Annotated in this window: 15 protein-coding genes; 10 read left to right on the forward strand and 5 right to left on the reverse strand. The window is 62.7% G+C overall.

Features of this window, described 5'->3' with window-relative positions; all coding sequences use genetic code 11:
- Window positions 1-22 precede the first annotated feature (22 nt).
- The 4 genes from V4529_15630 to V4529_15645 all read left to right on the forward strand — a co-directional run bounded on the left by V4529_15630 (window position 23) and on the right by V4529_15645 (window position 5759).
- The gene (locus V4529_15630) at window positions 23-1015 is read left to right on the forward strand and encodes an LLM class flavin-dependent oxidoreductase (protein ID MES2359767.1); all 993 of its coding nucleotides are present in this window, start codon (window positions 23-25) and stop codon (window positions 1013-1015) included.
- Window positions 1016-1091: 76 nt separating this feature from the next.
- Entirely contained in the window at window positions 1092-1346 is a 255-nt protein-coding gene (locus V4529_15635) for a DUF3311 domain-containing protein (GenBank protein MES2359768.1), read from the forward strand.
- Window positions 1347-1398: 52 nt separating this feature from the next.
- Window positions 1399-2907 (forward strand): sodium:solute symporter, encoded by a 1509-nt coding sequence (locus V4529_15640; GenBank protein MES2359769.1) that lies wholly within the window; start codon window positions 1399-1401, stop codon window positions 2905-2907.
- 167 nt (window positions 2908-3074) lie between these two features.
- Window positions 3075-5759 carry a hypothetical protein gene (locus V4529_15645; protein MES2359770.1) on the forward strand — a complete coding sequence of 895 codons (2685 nt, stop codon included), beginning with the start codon at window positions 3075-3077 and terminating at the stop codon, window positions 5757-5759.
- Between the two features lie 7 nt (window positions 5760-5766).
- Here V4529_15645 and V4529_15650 read toward each other — a convergent pair whose 3' ends face one another.
- The 3 genes from V4529_15650 to V4529_15660 are packed head-to-tail and all read right to left on the reverse strand — an operon-like array spanning window position 5767 to window position 7710.
- A complete protein-coding gene (locus tag V4529_15650) occupies window positions 5767-6099 on the reverse strand; it encodes a hypothetical protein (protein ID MES2359771.1) in 333 nt (110 codons plus the stop codon).
- Window positions 6099-6491 (reverse strand): hypothetical protein, encoded by a 393-nt coding sequence (locus tag V4529_15655; protein ID MES2359772.1) that lies wholly within the window; start codon window positions 6489-6491, stop codon window positions 6099-6101. The genes V4529_15650 and V4529_15655 overlap by 1 nt, the downstream gene beginning before the upstream one ends.
- A gap of 1 nt (window position 6492) precedes the next feature.
- Window positions 6493-7710 (reverse strand): divalent metal cation transporter, encoded by a 1218-nt coding sequence (locus V4529_15660; protein ID MES2359773.1) that lies wholly within the window; start codon window positions 7708-7710, stop codon window positions 6493-6495.
- Window positions 7711-7832: 122 nt separating this feature from the next.
- Between V4529_15660 and V4529_15665 the strand changes: the two genes are divergently transcribed.
- From V4529_15665 to V4529_15690, 6 genes are all read left to right on the forward strand, one after another.
- On the forward strand, window positions 7833-11156 hold the full coding sequence (locus tag V4529_15665; protein MES2359774.1) for a DNA methyltransferase: 3324 nt from the start codon (window positions 7833-7835) through the stop codon (window positions 11154-11156).
- A 169-nt stretch (window positions 11157-11325) separates the two neighbouring features.
- On the forward strand, window positions 11326-11553 hold the full coding sequence (locus V4529_15670) for a ribbon-helix-helix protein, CopG family (protein MES2359775.1): 228 nt from the start codon (window positions 11326-11328) through the stop codon (window positions 11551-11553).
- Window positions 11554-11997, forward strand: coding sequence for a TA system VapC family ribonuclease toxin (locus tag V4529_15675; GenBank protein ID MES2359776.1), 444 nt, complete (start codon window positions 11554-11556; stop codon window positions 11995-11997). It begins immediately after the preceding gene.
- A gap of 157 nt (window positions 11998-12154) precedes the next feature.
- Window positions 12155-12484 (forward strand): metalloregulator ArsR/SmtB family transcription factor, encoded by a 330-nt coding sequence (locus tag V4529_15680; GenBank protein ID MES2359777.1) that lies wholly within the window; start codon window positions 12155-12157, stop codon window positions 12482-12484.
- The gene (locus tag V4529_15685; protein MES2359778.1) at window positions 12481-12984 is read left to right on the forward strand and encodes an SRPBCC family protein; all 504 of its coding nucleotides are present in this window, start codon (window positions 12481-12483) and stop codon (window positions 12982-12984) included. Before V4529_15680 ends, V4529_15685 begins: the two co-directional genes overlap by 4 nt.
- A gap of 142 nt (window positions 12985-13126) precedes the next feature.
- The gene (locus tag V4529_15690) at window positions 13127-14455 is read left to right on the forward strand and encodes a dicarboxylate/amino acid:cation symporter (GenBank protein MES2359779.1); all 1329 of its coding nucleotides are present in this window, start codon (window positions 13127-13129) and stop codon (window positions 14453-14455) included.
- Window positions 14456-14557: 102 nt separating this feature from the next.
- Here the strand turns inward: V4529_15690 and V4529_15695 are convergent, their stop codons facing one another.
- Together V4529_15695 and V4529_15700 are read right to left on the reverse strand one after the other, a co-directional pair.
- Complete coding sequence (locus tag V4529_15695) at window positions 14558-16660, reverse strand: M28 family peptidase (GenBank protein ID MES2359780.1); 2103 nt, start codon at window positions 16658-16660, stop codon at window positions 14558-14560.
- Between the two features lie 101 nt (window positions 16661-16761).
- Window positions 16762-18003, reverse strand: coding sequence for an ABC transporter permease (locus V4529_15700; GenBank protein MES2359781.1), 1242 nt, complete (start codon window positions 18001-18003; stop codon window positions 16762-16764).
- Between the last annotated feature and the right edge of the window lie 86 nt (window positions 18004-18089).

Below are 18089 nucleotides of genomic sequence, written 5' to 3' on the forward strand. Positions count from 1 at the left end.
GCGGGGTTACAGTAGATAGCAGATGAGTCCGCCCCTCTTTTCCGTCCTCGACCTCGCGCCGGTACCCGCGGGCTCGACTCCGGTCGATGCGCTCAGAAACACGCTCGATCTGGCGCAGCACGCGGAGCGGCTGGGTTATCACAGGTTCTGGCTCGCCGAGCACCACAACATGACGGGCATCGCTAGCGCGGCGACCGCGGTCGTGATCGGGTACGTGGCTGGTGGGACGCGCACGATTCGCGTCGGGGCGGGTGGCATCATGCTTCCGAACCACGCGCCGCTCATGGTCGCGGAAGCCTTTGGCACGCTCGAGTCGCTCTATCCGGGACGAATCGACCTGGGCCTTGGCCGCGCACCCGGCGCGGATCAGCGGACGATGCGCGCGCTGCGACGCGATCCAGCGAGCGCCGACAGCTTCCCGCAGGACGTGCTGGAACTCCAGGCATTTCTCTCGCCGGTGAAGCCGGGACAACGCATCCAGGCCGTGCCGGGCGCTGGCCTCGACGTACCGCTCTGGATTCTGGGATCGAGTCTGTTCGGTGCACAGCTCGCCGCCGAACTCGGTCTTCCATACGCGTTCGCATCGCACTTCATGCCCGATGCCTTGATGGACGCGCTCGACGTCTATCGCACCGCATTCAAGCCATCGGCGCAACTCGAGCGGCCGTATGCGATGGCAGGGATCAACGTCTTCGCCGCGGATACGGACGCTGAAGCGCGCAGGATCTTCACCTCGGCGCAGCAGCAATTCACCAATCTGTTGCGCGGCACGCCCGGCCGGCTGCCCCCTCCGATAGACGACATCGAGCGCTACTGGAGTCCGATCGAGAGGGCGCAGGCGTCGGCCAGGCTGGCGATGTCCTTTGTGGGATCGCGCGAAACTGTCGCAAGTGTACTGGCAGAATTCATCGAGATGACCGGCGTCGAGGAGATCATCGTTGCGTCCATGATCTACGATCACGCGGCAAGAGTGCGTTCGTACGAGATTCTCGCGGATGTGATCGCGCGACTCTAGACGCAGCCGGCGCGCTTGCCGGCCAGCCACGACGGCCTATGTTTACCGCTGTTCCCCCCCCGAAACGGAGGCCGGCATGAATGACGGAGAACGCTTGAACGCGAGCCGGAGGCGCGGCTGGCGGCGCGCGATGCCACTGTTGCTCATCATCCCCTACGTCGGCACTCTCTGGGTCTCGACATACGCATCCGTGACGCCAGAGCTATGGGGAATCCCGTTCTTCTACTGGTATCAGTTTCTCTGGATCGGCATCGGCGCAGCAATCACCATAGTCGTCTATCTCGCTGAAGATCGCACCGACATGTCACGCAGCAATGGCGGTGAGCGATGAAGGATTTGCCAGCCGTCTTTCACTCAGCGTCGCGCGATCAACGAGTGTATGCGTGAACGTACCTGCACTCGCGGTGATGATTGCGCTGTTCGTACTGGTTACCGGACTTGGCTTCTTCTCCGCACGCTGGCGCAGCGGAGACATGGATCTCCTGCACGAGTGGGGGCTCGCGGGCGGACGGTTCGGAACCGTCGTAACGTGGTTCCTGCTCGGCGGCGACCTCTATACGGCCTACACATTCATCGCGGTCCCGGCGCTGGTATTCAGCGCTGGTGCGATCGGGTTCTTCGCGGTGCCGTACACCATCATCGTGTATCCGCTCGTCTTTCTCGTGATGCCGAGACTGTGGTCCGTGTGTCGCACGCACGGCTACGTTACACCGGCGGATTTCGTTCGCGGGCGATATGACAGCAGTACGCTCGCGCTCGCGGTAGCGACGTCGGGGATTCTCGCCACCATGCCGTATATCGCGCTGCAGCTGGTCGGCATTCAGGTCGTGCTCGGCGCGGTCGGAATCGGCGGAACTGGCTTCATGGGCGATCTGCCCCTCATCATCGCGTTCGTGATCCTGGCAGCGTACACATATTCGAGCGGCCTGCGCGCGCCGGCGATGATCGCACTTGTGAAGGATGCGCTCATCTTCATCGTCGTGATCGCGGCCGTGATAATGATCCCCGCAAAGCTCGGCGGTTACGGCCACATATTTGCCGCGGTACCCAGAGAGAAGCTGATCCTGTCACCCTCGCAGTACGGCTCGTACGCCACGCTCGCATTTGGTTCCGCGCTCGCGTTGTTCCTGTATCCGCATTCCATCACAGGTGTGCTCAGCAGTGACAGCCGCAAGGTGATCAAGCGCAATGCCGCGTTTCTTCCCATCTACAGCTTCCTTCTCGGACTCATCGCGCTACTCGGCTTCATGGCACTGGCAGCGGGCATCAAGCCGGATGCAACCTACGGCGCGCAGTACGCGGTGCCGGCGCTCTTCAATGCGATGTTCCCGCCCTGGTTCGCTGGTGTAGCATTTTCGGCAATCGCGATCGGCGCGCTCGTTCCGGCAGCGATCATGTCCATCGCTACCGCGAATCTGTTCACGCGCAACATCTATCGTGAATACTTCCGGCCCGATGCAACGCCGCGCCAGGAAGCGCGCATGGCAAAGGCCGCGTCGCTGGTCGTCAAATTCGGCGCGCTTGCATTCATTCTGCTGCTGGAGAACGCCAGACAGGAAGCGATCAACTTTCAACTGCTCGGCGGCGTCTGGATACTGCAGACCTTTCCCGCGATCGTGTTCGGACTGTACACACGCTGGTTCCACCGCTGGGCCCTGCTCGCCGGATGGGCGGTCGGCATGGTCAGCGGAACGATGATGGCCGCGTCGCAACACTTTACCGCGATCTTCCCGCTGCACATCGGCGGATCGCTGGTGCCCGGCTACACGGCGTTCTACGCGTTCGTCGCGAACGTGATCATCACAGTCGTACTCAGTGTTCTCTTCAACGCACTGGGCGTTGCGAGCGGTGCGGATCGGACCGCCCGTGCCGACTACCTGGCGGAGAGCTGAGCCGGGCGAAGGGACCGAGGTGGAAAGATTCTTGCAAACAACAGTTTATCGTTGCCGGACAACAATCATGCGTGCGTGAATCGCCGCCCGCCCCTACCTTAGAGCCACGCACCTTGGGTCAGATGTAGCCGGAAGACGTGGAGACATCAATCAGGAAGCTCTGACGCATGGACGTGGAGCCGAATACCACCCCGACTCAAGCCACACTTCCGCACGGCGGCCCCGTGCGGCTGGTTACACTAGGACGCCTTGCTCTTCTCCAGCCTTCCGGCGAAGAGTTGCCCCTGCTTGGACACAAGCGTAAGCTGGCGCTCCTGGCCGTACTCGCGCTCTCTCCCAGCGCCGTGAGCCGCGAAGAGTTGATGGCGATGTTCTGGGCCGACGACAAGGACGAGCGGTCGCGACGGCATTCGCTGAGCAACTCGCTGTCGTTTCTACGCAGCATGCTTGGCAGCGACTCGATCGCAACGCACCGCGCCGATGTCACGCTCGCACCCGACGCGGTCGAGGTCGATGCGGTGGCGCTGCTTTCCGCTGCGCGATCCAACGATCACGCGCGCGTCATGGATCTGTACGAAGGACCCTTCCTGGATGGCATTTACGTCCCGGGATCGGCGCGCTTCGACAGCTGGGTCGACACGCAGCGCGCCGCCATCGAGCGCGCCGTGTTTCGCGCGAAAGATGCCCCGAAAGACTCGTCGACGGGAGCGAGCAGCAATACGGCCGGCACTGCCCCGCGCGCCACTGCGCCGCCAGCTCCGCAACTCCCGCCAGCGACGGAACAGCACAGCCTGCCGTTTCCCGCTGCCGGTGCCCATCGGGAGAAACACACCGATCCCAATGGCTTTCCTCTTACCAGACGCGTCCTGATCGCCGTCGCGTGGCTCGCGACGATCGTAACCATCGCTGCGTACGCGTTGCTGCGATACAATCCCGTCGTTACCACGCGACCACTGATCGCGGTGACCGACATCGTTAACGTACAGGGCGACACGGCCTCCGCATGGCTCGAAGATGGCTTGCCGCAGATGATCACCGCCGACCTGTCGAGCACCTCCGCGGTCGAGATGATCGGTCCGGCGCGCGTACGCACGACCCGCGCACGCGCACGGCTCCCTCTGCGCGGCGGACTGACTACGGCACAGGCGCTGGATCTCGGACGACGGCTCGGCGCGTCGACGATCGTACGGGGGGAATTCACACACGGCAACGGGACGTACGTGCTGGACATCAGTACACACGACGTTGCGAGTGGCCGCTCTGACAGCCGCTTCACCGTGACCGGAGCAGATCCCATGACGGTCGCCGGCTGGGCTGCCGGACGGGTGCTCGATCTCGCGGGCATCAACGGAAACAAGCCGCGTTTCGCGGATGTGGAGGCCAATAACGTCGCTGCATATCAACACTTCGTACGCTCACTGCATGCGGAGAGCGAAGGACGCTTCGCGGATAGCAGACGGGAGCTGGATGCATCGATCGCGATCGATTCGGGTTTCGCAAGTGCACTGTCCGCCAGATCGCGCATCGCTGCCGCCGAGGGCGACACCGAGACGCTCGGCCGCCTGAACCGCGCGATGACACATGCGCGACTCACTCCGTGGAACATCATGCGTGACGCGATCGATTCCGCAATTCACAATGGCGAGAACAGTCGTGCCGCACAGTTGGCAGTGGAACTCGTGGCGCGCTATCCGCATGATCCGCGGGCGTATGCAGCGCTCGCATCTATCTACACCAATCAGGGCGACTGGTCTCGGGCGCAATCGACGGCGCAGCAGGAGCTCGCGCTCGACTCTCTTGCCAACGAAGCTGGCGACGGGCCATGCGTACCGTGCAGTGCGTACGCCACGCTCGTACAGATCGAGCTGTTGCGCGGGAATCTCGGCGCCGCCGAGCAAACCGCGCGTCGCTGGGTGCAGCTGCAGCCGGACCTGCCGGTTGCGTGGGCCGTCATGGGAGACGTCCTCCATTACGCCGGCCGTTACGACGCAAGCGTCGGCGCCACCCGTCGCGCAGTGATGCTCAGTGGCAACGATCCGTCATATCAGGTTCGCGCTGCACGCGCGCTCGTCGCCGAACGCAGAATCGCTGCGGCGGACTCGGTCCTGGCGCAAATCCAGTCCACGAGCAAGCAGATCCAGAACGACATCAGCGACGTCAGGGTGCTGGCGCTGCGCGAGCGTGGCGAATGGGGCAGGTCCAACAAGCTCATCGAAGCGTACCTTGCCACACACCCGAATGACGACGCATTTCTGCTGGAGGAAATGGACGGACTCGGCCGGCTGGGCGCATACGCGGCCGCAGCGCGATTGTTCGATACGCGTATTGCACCGCGACTTGCGCCACCGGTCGAATCCGCACCGCAACGCCCGCGCGGCGATGCCGCTCGTGCCTTCAGCTGGACGCGCGCGCTGGAAGCAAACGCGATCGCCGGATCAGGCGATACCGTGCGCCTGCATGCAATTGCCGACTCGATGCGCGTCACGGGCGCACTGAGCTATCTGGATCGCGACAGGCAACTGTATCATCACGTCCTTGGCCTCATCGCCATGCAGGGAAAGCGATACGCGGAAGCGGAGGGAGAGTTCCAGGCCGCACGATGGGGTGTCGCTGGATGGACCGAGACAGTCGCGTGGCAGGCCCGCGCGGAAATGGCGCAGAACAAGCCTCGTGATGCGATCGCCACGCTGCGCCAGGGATACCAGGGGCCGCTCGACGCGATGGGCCGTTACGAACCACGCAGCGAGCTCGACATGCTCATGGCCATGGCGTTCCGGCAGGCGGGAATGCGAGACAGCGCCGCTGTATATGACCGGTACGTCGCGAGTGTGCGCAGCAGCTCGCGCGAGTGAATTACGGTCAGGGCTCCGCACGCGCTTCCAGCTCGGCGCGTGTGTGATTGAGCCGCGGGTGCAAGGGATCGGAAAGATCCATCCACTCCCACGGAATCCGGAACCGACGATACCCGACGACGGATCCAATCCTCTGAACAAGCTTCTGCGCGAATACACCACCCGTCAGTGCTTCCATGAGTCCGTACGCACCGACGTGAAACTCGACGACTACATAGTCGTTGCCATGCTCGTGCAGCTCGATCCTTGCAAGCAGCTCCTCGATCCTTCCAACCTTGAGTCCATCCACGTCGCGCACCAGGCGACCGATCAGATGACCGAGGAGCAATTCGCGAGACATTACTTCTTCTCTCCCTGCGATCCGGGAATGTGACCGATGATATGATCGCCGAGCCAGCGCTCCAGCCGAGTGGACGGAAGTGTTGCGCCGTCCACATCCAGCTCGATCGTACCGCCTATCCCACGAACCGCGGAGAATGGCACGCGGCTCACGCCGAAGTCGCGGTCACGATGCAACATCGCTGATATCGCACCGCGCAGCCTGACCATCCACGTCCCGACGCGCTCGGCGCGCACTGCGCCGCCAATGAGTATCGTCGAGACGCGCAGCGGCTTGCCTTCCGTCAGCGTCAGAGCAAGCGCGTCGACGCGTCCTATCCTGCGGCCATTGCGATCGCACAGGCACGCGTCCAACACGTCGTGGACCAGCTGTACTCCATCCATCGCTTCCATGTCAGCCGCCTCCCTTTAGCTGCAGCGGCAGGGAAACGAAGAACAGCACTATCGAAAGCACGGAGATGGAGATCAGGGCGATGTTGCTGATCCAGCCGTTACAGTGACGGCCCATGACCTTGCCGTCGTTCATCAGGGCGATGAGCGGGATCACCGTGAACGGAAGACTCGCTGCGGACAGCACCATCGACATGTTGGTGAGCGAGAGAGCACTGATGCCGAGCGTCGCCGGTATTGCCGCGACGAGTATCGCAACCGTGTAAACGGTGCTGAAGCGCGAGTCGCGAGCGGGCCGCAGATTCTCGCTCCATTCCCATCCGAATCCCTGCGCGATGAGATATGCGATCGATAGCGCGATCTCGAGCGTTGCACCGAAGCAGGTGATGCACAACGTTGCGACGAACAGCCAGAAACCAGCACGGCCGAGCGGTGATACGAACAGCGAGCCGAGTTGCTCGAACTTCTCGATGTGGACGTGTGCGGGTGCGAATACGAGCGCCGCCGTCACGATCACTGCAAGCGCGAGCGTACCACCAAACAAATTCCCGAGCCCTGACGTGATCCGGTTCACGCCCAGATAGTCCGGGGTCCAACCGTCCTCCACTGCGCCGGCAGAATAGAACAGATAGAGATAAGGACTGATCGAAGCACCGAGTATGCTCACGGCGAGATACCAGTAGCGTGCGGGATTTTCAGTCGGGCCGGATGGAATGAACGCGTGGCCGAGCGCGCCCCAGTCCGGATGCGCCTTGATCGCACCGACGGCGAACGAGATTGCGAGCAGCCCAAGGATCGCGGTTCCCTGCTCCACGATTCCGAACGTACCGCGCCACAGCAGCATCCAGCCGATCACCGCGACTGGTATCGCCCACCATGGAAATGCGATTCCAGTTGCCATCTGCAACGCAGTTGCCACACCGCCGATCTCGGCCATCAGTACCATGAAGCTGACAACGAACACCGCGATGAGCGCGACGAGAAAGAATCGCATTCCGAAGTGCTCGCGGAGCAAATCGACATACGTGCGCTTGCTCACGGCCGCGAGCCGCCCGGTCATCTCCATCAGAAAGGCGAGACTGATGACCCCAAGTGCCAGTGCCCAGGTGAGCTGGTACCCGAACTCGCTTCCGGCCTGCGCCGAGGTACCGATGGAACCGACTTCCAGAAACCCGCCGATTCCAGTGACGATTCCGAGTGCGATCTCGATCCACTTTTTCATGGCGACCGTGTTACATGGCAAGACCTCTGCCGGAATTTCGGGACACTCGCACACGGGGGCCGCGGGACCCGAGGCGAAGGACGGTCGCGCGGACCGCCACGGGCGACGTATCTTGTCTCGCGATGACGTTTCCCAGCGAAGCACCGGCGCGCCTGCGTGAACTGGCTCAGGCGTGGGCCGGAACCACCGTGAACGAGCGCGCGGCCTTCCAGACCTGGATGCTGCGCTTCTGCGAGGCACTCGGCGTCGCCACCCCCGATCCGCCGACGGCGTCGTACAGGTTCGAGCTGCCAGTGCAGGTGATGGATCGTGAAGGGCGGGAATCCACCAACTTCATCGATTGCTGGAAGTCGGGTCATTTTGCGATCGAGGCGAAGGCCTCAGGCGACGACAGGCGTAACGACTCGCTGCTGCGAAAGGCCTTCGGTCAGGTGCGCAACTACGTCGCGTACGTTTCCGGTGATGCGCCACCATATCTGATGGTGCTCGACGTCCCGCGCACTCTTATAGTGTGGGACCGGTGGAGCGGAGCGTACGGGGATTTCGCCGCCGGCCGGCGCATTGCGCTCAACACGCTGCACGATCGTCCCGAAGACATCCAGCTGTTGTACGATATCTTCGTCGATCCATCCGTCCGCGATCCCCGTGGGAAGGCACAGGTAGTGACAAGGGAAATCGCCGCCGGACTCGCCGAGCTCGCCGCGGAGCTGGAGACGCGCGGGCTCGACACCGAGCGCGTGGCGCGATTCCTCATGCGCTGCGTCTTCTCGTGCTTCGCGGAAGACGTCGGCTTGCTACCGGAGAATCTATTTCGTCGCACGCTCGAGACCGCGCGCAGCTCCGGCGATCACGAGCGTCTCACGATGGCGCTCACATCGCTCTGGAAGACGATGGACAGCGGCGGCATGTTCGGCGCCGAGCTGTTGCATCGCTTCAACGGGCACTTCTTCAAGACCGTGGAAGCGTTGCCACTCGCGGCGCGCGACGTTGATCTTCTAATCGATGCCGCCAAGCACGACTGGTCACGCGTCGAGCCTTCCATCTTCGGCACTTTGCTGGTTCGTGCCCTCGATCCCGAAGAGCGTCACAGACTCGGCGCCGAGTACACACCGCGCGCGTACATCGAGCGTCTGGTTGAGCCCACTGTGATCGAGCCAATACGCGAGCGATGGACTGCCGTGCAGGCGGCGGCGTTGCAGTTGGAGGACACGGGAAGAGCGCGCGACAGGACGAAGGCGATCAAGCAGATTCGCGAGTTTCACGAATGGATGCGCGGACTGTCGTTCCTGGATCCCGCATGCGGCAGCGGAAACTTTCTGTACGTGACGATGGCCGCGGTGAAGCGGATCGAGCACGAAGTGATGAACGAGATCGCGCGCCTGTCACACGGACAGGGCGGACTCGTGCTCGACGAAGTGCATCCGAGACAGTTCCACGGCATCGAGGTGAAGCCGTGGGCACGCGAGATCGCGGAGCTGACGCTGTGGATCGGATACCATCAATTCTGGCGCGAGTCGCATGGCGGAAGGACGCCGCCAGATCCGATTCTCGAGGACACGGGAACGATCGAGTGTCGCGACGCCGTACTGGCGTGGGATGAGATCGTGCATCGGCCGGAACGAGATCGCCCGGATCCGACTCCGAGAATTGTGTCGCCGATTACGGGGGAGATGATTCCGGATCCGAATGCGAAGCTGAAGTACTACGAGTATGTGGGGGGGAGGCAGGCGGAGTGGCCGAGGGCAGATTTTATAATCGGAAACCCGCCGTATATGGGCGTGCAGCGGCAACGCGCGTCGATGGGTTGGGGGTACATCGACGCATTGCGAAGCGTATACAGCACAATTCCCGATGGCGCGGACTTTGTCATGTATTGGTGGTGGCGGACTGCGAAACGCGTCGGCCGCGGAGAAACGATCCGCGCGGGCCTAATTACCACCAATTCGATCGTTCAGTCACTGAATCGAAAGGTTGTAGAGGAAGCGACCGAGAACAACGCAGAGGTTGTATGGGTTATTCGCGATCATCCCTGGGGGGATACGTCAAACGATGCAGCAGTCCGCGTGACCTTTACGGTTATTGCACCTACTGCGCAAAGCCACCGTATTATCACAGTTGACGACCGTGCAAACATCACGGCTTCGGAGCAGTATACGGAGCCCTTGAACAGCGATTTTACACCGCTGGCCAATGTAGGACAGAGTGCAACTGTCAGCCTACTTGCGAATCGGGGAATGAGCTTCCGCGGCGCTGCAATCGTTGGCGAAGGGTTCATGGTGCCGTCAGCTGCCGCGCCAGGGCTCGTGCGGGACGCGGACCCGACCCGTCAAGTACTACGGCCAATTCGGAACGGGCGTGACATAACGCAACGTCCGCGTGGTGATTGGGTTATCGATTTCGGTTCGATGTCCGAAGCGGAGGCACGTGGGTTCCCGCAATTGTATGACATAGTTCGCACGCGAGTGCGCCCGGCACGGGAAGCGCAGGCAGATGTCGGTCGGAGACGCTTTTGGTGGAGGTTTGGACGGTCGAACGAAGATATGCGTAACGGGCTCCGCAATCTCTCGCGTTTCGTTGCAACGCCGATGACGTCCAAACATCGATTTTTTGTTTGGCTTGAGCCCGAAATACTTCCTGATCAAGGAATAATTGCCATTGCGTCGGACAAGGCGGTAATGCTTGGAATTCTTAGTTCGATAATTCATGTCACCTGGTCTCTCGCTGCTGGTGGTCGCCTAGGCGTTGGCAATGATCCCCGATACAACAATTCCTTGACGTTTGAATCTTTCCCGTTCCCACTGCCGACAACGGATCAAGCCGAATCTGTGTCAACCCTCGCCGAGCGCCTCGACTCTCACCGCAAATCCGCGATCGCGCGCGATGAGCGTGTGACGATGACCGGCATGTACAACGTCGTCGAGAAACTCCGCTCGGGTGCAGCACTCACACCGAAGGAGCGCGTGATTCACGAGATCGCGGCGTGTGGTGTGTTGCGCGACATGCACGACGAGCTCGATGCGCTGGTCGCCGAGTCGTACGGGTGGCCGTGGCCGATGGAGAAGGAGGAGATACTGGAGCGACTCGTTGCGTTGCACGACGAGCGCGTCGAGGAAGAAAGTCGCGGTGTGATCCGCTGGCTCCGGCCGGAGTATCAGATCCCGCGCTTCGCGCCAGCCGCGACCGCGCTGACGCTCGCGATTCCGGACGCCGAAGCGCCGGCCGTTGCCGCAGCCGCGCTCCCCGCGTGGCCGTCGACCGCCGTGGAGCAGCTTTCGGCGATCGGTGCACTTGTCGCCCAGCGCCCGCTCGGGGCAGACGAGATCGCCGCCAGTTTCAGCGGCGCACAGCGCGCGCTCGTCGCGCGGCATCTGGAGACGCTGGCGCTGATGGGCGAGGTGACGCAGGACCAGGATGGGAGGTACGGAGTGGCGCGGAAGGTGGCGTAGGAGGGATTGCGTTGCGCTTTTCGCACGACGGCTAAGAGCTTCGGTCGACGGAGATCTGGTACCGCGCCATCGATCGTACGGGTGAATATTGCAGATCATGACTATAGCGATCGCGTTGAAGGTTTGCGACGGCTTGCCATATAGCCATATCCTGCGTATGGTTATCCATATGAAGACCACGCTCAACATCGACGATCAGGTCATGAAGCAGTTGCGGCGCGAAGCAGCGCGGCTGGACACGACCATGTCGGAACTGGTCGAAACTGCACTTCGACGGCTGCTCACACCGCAGAACGCCACGAAACCGCTGCCGCCTCTTCCAGTTTTTCACGCAGGACGCACACTTGTGGATGTCGCGAATCGTGATGCGCTGTATGATCTGATGGATGGACGTTGAGTGTTTGTTGTCGACACAAATATCCTGGTCTATGCTGCCAACAAGACTTCACCGGAACACGCCCGCTGCCGTTCGCAGCTGGAAGCGTGGCGGTCGCTTGCAGGAGCGTGGTATCTCACGTGGGGCATCTGTTATGAATTCCTGCGCGTCACTACACATCCGCGAGTATTGGAGCGACCGCTGGCGGCGGTCGACGCATGGGGATTCATTCAGAGTGTGCTGGCGTCGCCCGGGGTGAGCCTGCTCGTACCAACGATGCGGCACCAGGCGGTCGTGACTGAGCTGATAGGTCTCGTGCCGGAGTTACGAGGGAACCTGATGCACGATGCGACCACAGCCGCGCTGATGCGCGAGCACGGCATCCGGCGAATCTACACGCGAGACGCCGACTTTCATCGGTTCCCCGACATCGAACCGATCGACCCGCTCGTAATCGCCCGGTAGCTACTACCAGATGAAAGTGGCGCAATTCTGAATATTGCGCCAAAAAGGTGGCGCGATCGGACTTCATGCGCCAGGACAAGCCGACGCAGGCAGCCCGAGCATGCTGAATCGTCAGTCACATGCTTGACATTCGGTAAGCATGTACTTACCGTAAGTTATGGCTTACACATCAGCCCTGACCGCCCTCGCCGATCCGACCCGCCGCGCAGTGTTCGAGCGCTTGCGCCGCGGACCGGTGCCGGTGGGAGTGATCGCCGCGGGTCTTCCCGTCAGCAGGCCCGCCGTCTCGCAGCATCTCAGGGTGCTCAAGGATGCGGGCCTGGTGCGTGACGAAGCCGTCGGCACGCGCCGGCTCTATGCCGTCGATCCGCGTGGTATCGCGGAATTACGCGCGTGGCTGGACCGCTTCTGGGATCAGGCGCTCGACGCGTTCAAGGCTGAAGTCGAAGGCAAACCTCAACCGACGAAAAGGAAGAAATCACGATGACAGGCCCACGCACCGCAGCAACAGCGCCATCAGTTGCACCAGTTGTGAAGACGATCACCGTGAAAGCCACGCCTGCGCGTGCATTCGAGGTATTCACCGCCAACATGACCCGGTGGTGGCCGATCACCCATACGATCCGCAGGAGTGACGCGCCGATCGCCGAGGTCGTACTTGAGCCACGCGTGGGCGGTCGCTGGTACGAGCGCGGGACGGATGGTACGGAATGCGGCTGGGGCCACGTGATCGCGTGGGAGCCGCCGAACCGAGTCGTGCTCGCGTGGCAGATCAACGCCGAATGGAAGTTCGACCCTTCGCTGATCAGCGAAGTGGAAGTGCGGTTTCAGGCGCAGGGGACTGATACGACACTCGTGAGATTGGAGCACGGCAAGCTCGACGCTTTCGGAGAGGGCGCAGAGAAAGTACGCCAGGCGATTTCGTCGGAAGGCGGCTGGGGCGCGCTGTTGCAGGCTTACGCAGATGCTGTTGTGAAGGTCGCGTGAGTGAAGCGGGCGCCGGGCTCATTCAGCGTCGGCAGTTCGAGCGCGATCGTTGTTCCGATAGTAGCCGACGATCGATCTTCGCCCGAACCCGATGTCTTGAAGGGCCCGGCGGCGGTGCGGCCAGGGCGTAGATTCCAGCGCTGTGCCAGAACACGCAACGGATCACGCGGAGCGCGGTGGGCTTCCACCGGATAGACACACGAGGCGACGTGTATCACCAGCGGCGACGATACTTCTAGCCTTCGTCGCCGGCGGAGTGTCTGGCGCGATCTTTCCGCAGTTTGCGGGTGCGATCGGTCCCGTAGGAACGATCTGGGTCAAGGCGATCAGCGCACTGGTAGTACCACTGGTAGTCGCGTTGCTCATCACGAGCATCGCGTCACTTGCCGACGCTGGCGCGGTCGGACGGCTTGGCGTGCGGGTGATTGGAGTCTTTCTTGCGCTCCTGTTCGGCGGCGCGGTGCTGATCGCAATCATGACGCCATGGCTGCTGACGTTGTTGCGCGTCACCGCCGGATCGACGGGAGCGCTCGCGGGGACCCGCGAAGTCGCGCCGGTAGTTGCAGCAGCGCCACACGCAGCGCCCGGCTTCTGGGACTGGATCGGCGCACTGATTCCGGCGAATCCCGTCGCCGCGGCGGCCAACGGCGCGCTGCTTCCGCTGGTGATCTTCACAGTTGCGTTCGGCGTCGGTGTCACCAGACTCGCGCCGGAATCGCGCGCACATCTCGTCGGCTTCTTTCGTGGTGTTGCCGACGTCATGCTCGAGCTCGTACGCTGGGTACTATGGATCGCGCCGATCGGCGTATTCGGCCTGGCATACGCACTCGGCGCACGCACAGGATTCGGCGGCGCGCACGCAATCATCGCGCTGCTGATACTCGTCGCGATTGCGTGCCTCGTCTACACGTGCGCGTTGTATGTGGTCGCCGTCGTGGTGGGCCGAGTTCCGCTGGTCAGGTTCGCGCGCGCCATTGCGCCGGCGCAGGTCGTAGGATTCAGCTCACGATCTTCACTCGCGACACTTCCCGCGATGATCGAAGCGGGCAAGCTGCAGCTTGGTCTTCCTGCGGCCGCGACAGGCTTCGTGCTTCCGCTCGCAGTTTCGACCTTCAAGCTCGGTGCAACCATCGCGATCACGACCAGCAGTCTGTTCCTGGCTCGGATCTACGGCGTGACGATAACGCCCGCCGAGGTCGCTTCGATTGCGATGTCTGCAGTGTTGCTCAGCTTCAGTGTGCCGGGCATTCCAGGCGGCGTGCTGCTCGTCATGGTACCGGTGCTGACGAGTGTCGGGATACCGGCGGAAGGTATAGGAATTCTGCTTGCCGTGGATGTGATTCCGGACATGTTCAGAACTGTTACGAATGTTACGGCGGATATGGTGGCGGCTGTCATTGTGGCGCCGCATAAAGTGACAGGCGCGGATACATCCGCGCCCCACATTCGCGGACCATCGATGCTCGGATGATCGGTCGTGAGCGGATCGATCGGAAAAGACGCCGGACAAGGTGGGGCAAGGACGCATCCTTGCCTGTTACCTACCGTGTGATCGGGTAGGATTGCCGCCGCGTCACTGCGCCAGCACCCGCACCAGCCGCGCCAGCGACATCAAATCATTGAGATCCAGCACCTCCGCGGGCGAATGACTGTACCGGCCCGGCCATCCGAGCTGGGCACCGATCGCGCCCTTCGCCACGAATGGAACGGCGTCGGTCGATCCCTTGGTCGTGCCCACCTGCAGCGGGATATGATTGCTGTGAGCGAGTGCGATGATACGGTCGCGTTCGCTCGGTAACACGATCATCCCGTCGTCCGACGCTCGCAATACCGGCCCTTCACCAAGCGGAGCGAAGGCGAAAAATGGCGACTCCAACGGCGTATCTGACGACACGAAGGTGTCGATCGCGTATGCGTGCTGCACCGACGTCCCGATGTATTGCGCGGCAGCTGCCGCACCGAAGAGTCCGACTTCTTCCTCGACCGACCAGACGAAGATGACCTTGTGCGTCAGCTTTGCCGGATCCATCTCTGCAAGCGCCAGCAACAGGGCAGTGTCACCCGCCCTGTCATCCAGTGCGCGTGCGGTGAACCGTGTCGCAGCGAGACGTTCGCCGCGCTTGTATGCGGTAACAACCAGCCCGGGACGTACACCGTGCGTGACGAGTGCAGCCGAATCCATCCCGAACCATGCGCGCATGACGTCGGGGCGGCGCACCTTCGCCTGCTCGCGCGGTACGAAGACTCCGGGGAGTGATACGGGTGCCGCTGAGGCGGGTGCGTTACTGGTCGCCGGCCGGTCCAGAAACAACAGCGCGGGTTGGCCCTCCCATGCTGCGCCGTTGAGGCCGCCTTGCGACGTCAGCGTCACCGTTCCATCACGGTCGATGGATCGGACGATGTATCCCACTTCATCCATGTGCGCGAGAAAGACGCTCGTATCGCGATCCGGTCCCATCGACAGAATGAGGTTGCCTGCAGAGTCCTGTACTATCTGCTTGCGCGCCCATTCCGGCAATGCGCTGCGAATTGCATCGCGAACCGGAGATTCGCGCTCGCCGACCGCCGATAGCTCGGCAAGGCGTGTGAGAACGTCCGCAGCCACTGAAAGACTGTCGCGCGCGCGCGTTGCGACCGTCGCGGGAGGCCGCGGAAGCACAAGCCATGGTGCTGGCGACGATACGTGTGCGGCAGCGCGCACCGCAAGGAGCAACGAATCCAGATCGCTCGAGCGGACGCTCTCCATGAGCGAGCCGGCGAAGCGCGCGCGCACCGCCATGCGCGACACTGCGTCGCTGTTCACCGCCGGAACGGATCTGGCGCGTGGAGCGAAGGGTGAGTGCGACACCGCTGCGCTGTCATCACCCGACGCGCTTGCAGCGGCAACGATCATCGCCTCGTCGAACCTGCCCAGACGCGCCGCGGCAGCTTCCAGCCCGCTCCATCGAAAACTGCTCTGCGTGGACAACACGAACACTGTCTCGCCCGCAGTGTGCGCATTGCCGCGCTGCGCTGCGTGCGCGACCGATGCCACCGCTGCACATCCCGCGCGGCCGCTCGCGTCGGCGCCCGCCACATGGTCAGTGTATGTCCACGGTGGAACGTCACGTACAACGGGATCGATCAGGGTGACGCCGAGCGCAGTTGCTTCGGCGCGAGATCTGACGCCGACGTCTACCCATAGCTGGTCCACGTTCACGATCGACGTATCGCCGCGATGCTCCTGCGCGAAGTGAAGATTGTCCACGGCGACTACACCCGGGATGGATCCATTCTTCGTCAACACCCGCACCTGCTGCGCCTGATGAAACTGATCCCAGAGTGGATGCGTCGCACCATTTCCGGCGCGATGCAATCGCAGATAGCCCTGATCAGTTATCTCACTCACGATGAACCCTGTATGATCGAGCCCGCATGCGATCAGCCGACGAGGGTGACCGCTCCCGACTGTCATGACGAGATTGCCGAGTGCGTCGCGGCGCCAGTGATTGTCCGCGGCCATCACCGCATCCGTGATGCGGGATTCGTCTCCGGGCGGTGCGTCGTAAGCAAGCCAGGAAGCAATTGCGGCAACTGACGCGGGATCGCCTGACGGGCGAGGCGCATTCTGCGCCGCTGCTCCTGAAGTGAGTAGGAGCACCGAAGCGCCGGCGGCAATAACGAGCGAGAGACGCACGAAGAGTCCTTTGATGGGATGCGAAAAACTTACGACTCCCGACGGTCGTCTGCTGGCACAGCAATCTCACCCCGGCCCCGACGCTCTGCGGGGCACGTCACCTACTCGTGGCGGATCGCGTCGATTGGAGAGAGCCGCGCGGCGCGCATTGCGGGATACATGCCGAACGTGAGTCCGACGACGGACGCAGCAACGGCGGCGGTAGCGATCGTCGCTGGCGAAACTGCGGCGTACATCGGTATGGTCGTTGCAAAGCGCCTGGCGAGTGCCGCCAGCGCAAACGCGCCCGACAGGCCGAGCACGGTGCCAACTCCGGTGCCGGCGCTGGCCAGCGCGAGCGACTCGGCGAGAAACTGCACGAGAATATCGCGACGCGTGGCACCGACGGCCTTGCGCACGCCGATCTCACGCGTCCGCTCCGTGACGCTCGCGAGCAGGACGTTCATGATCCCCACGCCGCCGACTACGAGCGATACGCCGGCCAGAGCGCCCATTACGAGCTTGAATATCAGCAGTGCGTTGTTCACCTGCGCCAGTCGCGCGGCTTCCAGCTCGACGTCGACGCGCTTCTGCCAGTTCGGGAATTTCCCCGCGAGCCATCCGTCCACCAGGTCGCGCACCTCTCCGACTCCCTCGATGCTTCGCGCGCGGACGGCCAGCGTCGGTGTAATCACTCCACTTGGCTCGAACGTCGTCGAAGCGGCCAGAATGGGGACATACACGTCGAAGAGCCGCTCGCCAACGTATGGAGGCATGATACCGATCACCGTCAGCGGGCGACCATGCACGCGCACCGTCGCGCCGAGCATTCGCGATGGATCGCCGGTGCGCGACAGCTGCGCGGCCAGATTGTGCGACAGGACCACGACAGGCGCATCGCGGCGAGCCTCGGCGTCGGTGAAGTAGCGGCCCGTCTCCACGTCCTTGCGCCGGAACGTGACGAAGTTCGGAAGGGTTGCGTTCACGCGTACGGCGTGCGGTGCGGCCTGCGGCGACATGATGATCGCGCGTCCCGATGCGGACATCGACACGTCACCGCTCGGGCCGACTACGTCCTGCAACTCAGCGGCGTCCTGCAGCGTGAAGATGGGATAGCCCGATACCGGAAAGCTGAATCCGTCGCGAATCTCGCTCGTGCGGGACGCAATATTCACAGTCTGCACGTCGGTCGTCACCGCCAGCGACTCCCGGGCGTAATTCCCGAGTCCGTCGCCCAGTGCCAGCGTCATGATCACCGACGCGACGCCGATGATGATCCCGAGCGTCGCCAATCCCGTCCGCATCGGGTTGATGCCGAGTGCGCGCAGGCCCTGGAATAGCGATTCGCGAATCGCGCGCTGCATGTCAGTCCGAGCTCCGTCGGTACATGGTCATGACGGAAGCTGCGGCCCCGCGCAAAGCTGCGCCATCGTCCGGACGTAGTCATGCG

The organism is Gemmatimonadota bacterium, from assembly GCA_040388625.1.
Taxonomy (GTDB): domain Bacteria; phylum Gemmatimonadota; class Gemmatimonadetes; order Gemmatimonadales; family Gemmatimonadaceae; genus Fen-1247.

Bases quoted from the DNA above. Each gene is read 5' to 3' on its own strand.
- V4529_15685 (MES2359778.1), top strand. From the start codon at position 12,481: ATGACAGGCCCACGCACCGCAGCAACAGCGCCATCAGTTGCACCAGTT.
- V4529_15700 (MES2359781.1), bottom strand. From the start codon at position 18,003: ATGCAGCGCGCGATTCGCGAATCGCTATTCCAGGGCCTGCGCGCACTC.
- V4529_15655 (MES2359772.1), bottom strand. From the start codon at position 6,491: ATGGAAGCGATGGATGGAGTACAGCTGGTCCACGACGTGTTGGACGCG.
- V4529_15665 (MES2359774.1), top strand. From the start codon at position 7,833: ATGACGTTTCCCAGCGAAGCACCGGCGCGCCTGCGTGAACTGGCTCAG.
- V4529_15645 (MES2359770.1), top strand. From the start codon at position 3,075: ATGGACGTGGAGCCGAATACCACCCCGACTCAAGCCACACTTCCGCAC.
- V4529_15680 (MES2359777.1), top strand. From the start codon at position 12,155: ATGGCTTACACATCAGCCCTGACCGCCCTCGCCGATCCGACCCGCCGC.
- V4529_15630 (MES2359767.1), top strand. From the start codon at position 23: ATGAGTCCGCCCCTCTTTTCCGTCCTCGACCTCGCGCCGGTACCCGCG.
- V4529_15670 (MES2359775.1), top strand. From the start codon at position 11,326: ATGAAGACCACGCTCAACATCGACGATCAGGTCATGAAGCAGTTGCGG.
- V4529_15660 (MES2359773.1), bottom strand. From the start codon at position 7,710: ATGAAAAAGTGGATCGAGATCGCACTCGGAATCGTCACTGGAATCGGC.
- V4529_15650 (MES2359771.1), bottom strand. From the start codon at position 6,099: ATGTCTCGCGAATTGCTCCTCGGTCATCTGATCGGTCGCCTGGTGCGC.
- V4529_15635 (MES2359768.1), top strand. From the start codon at position 1,092: ATGAATGACGGAGAACGCTTGAACGCGAGCCGGAGGCGCGGCTGGCGG.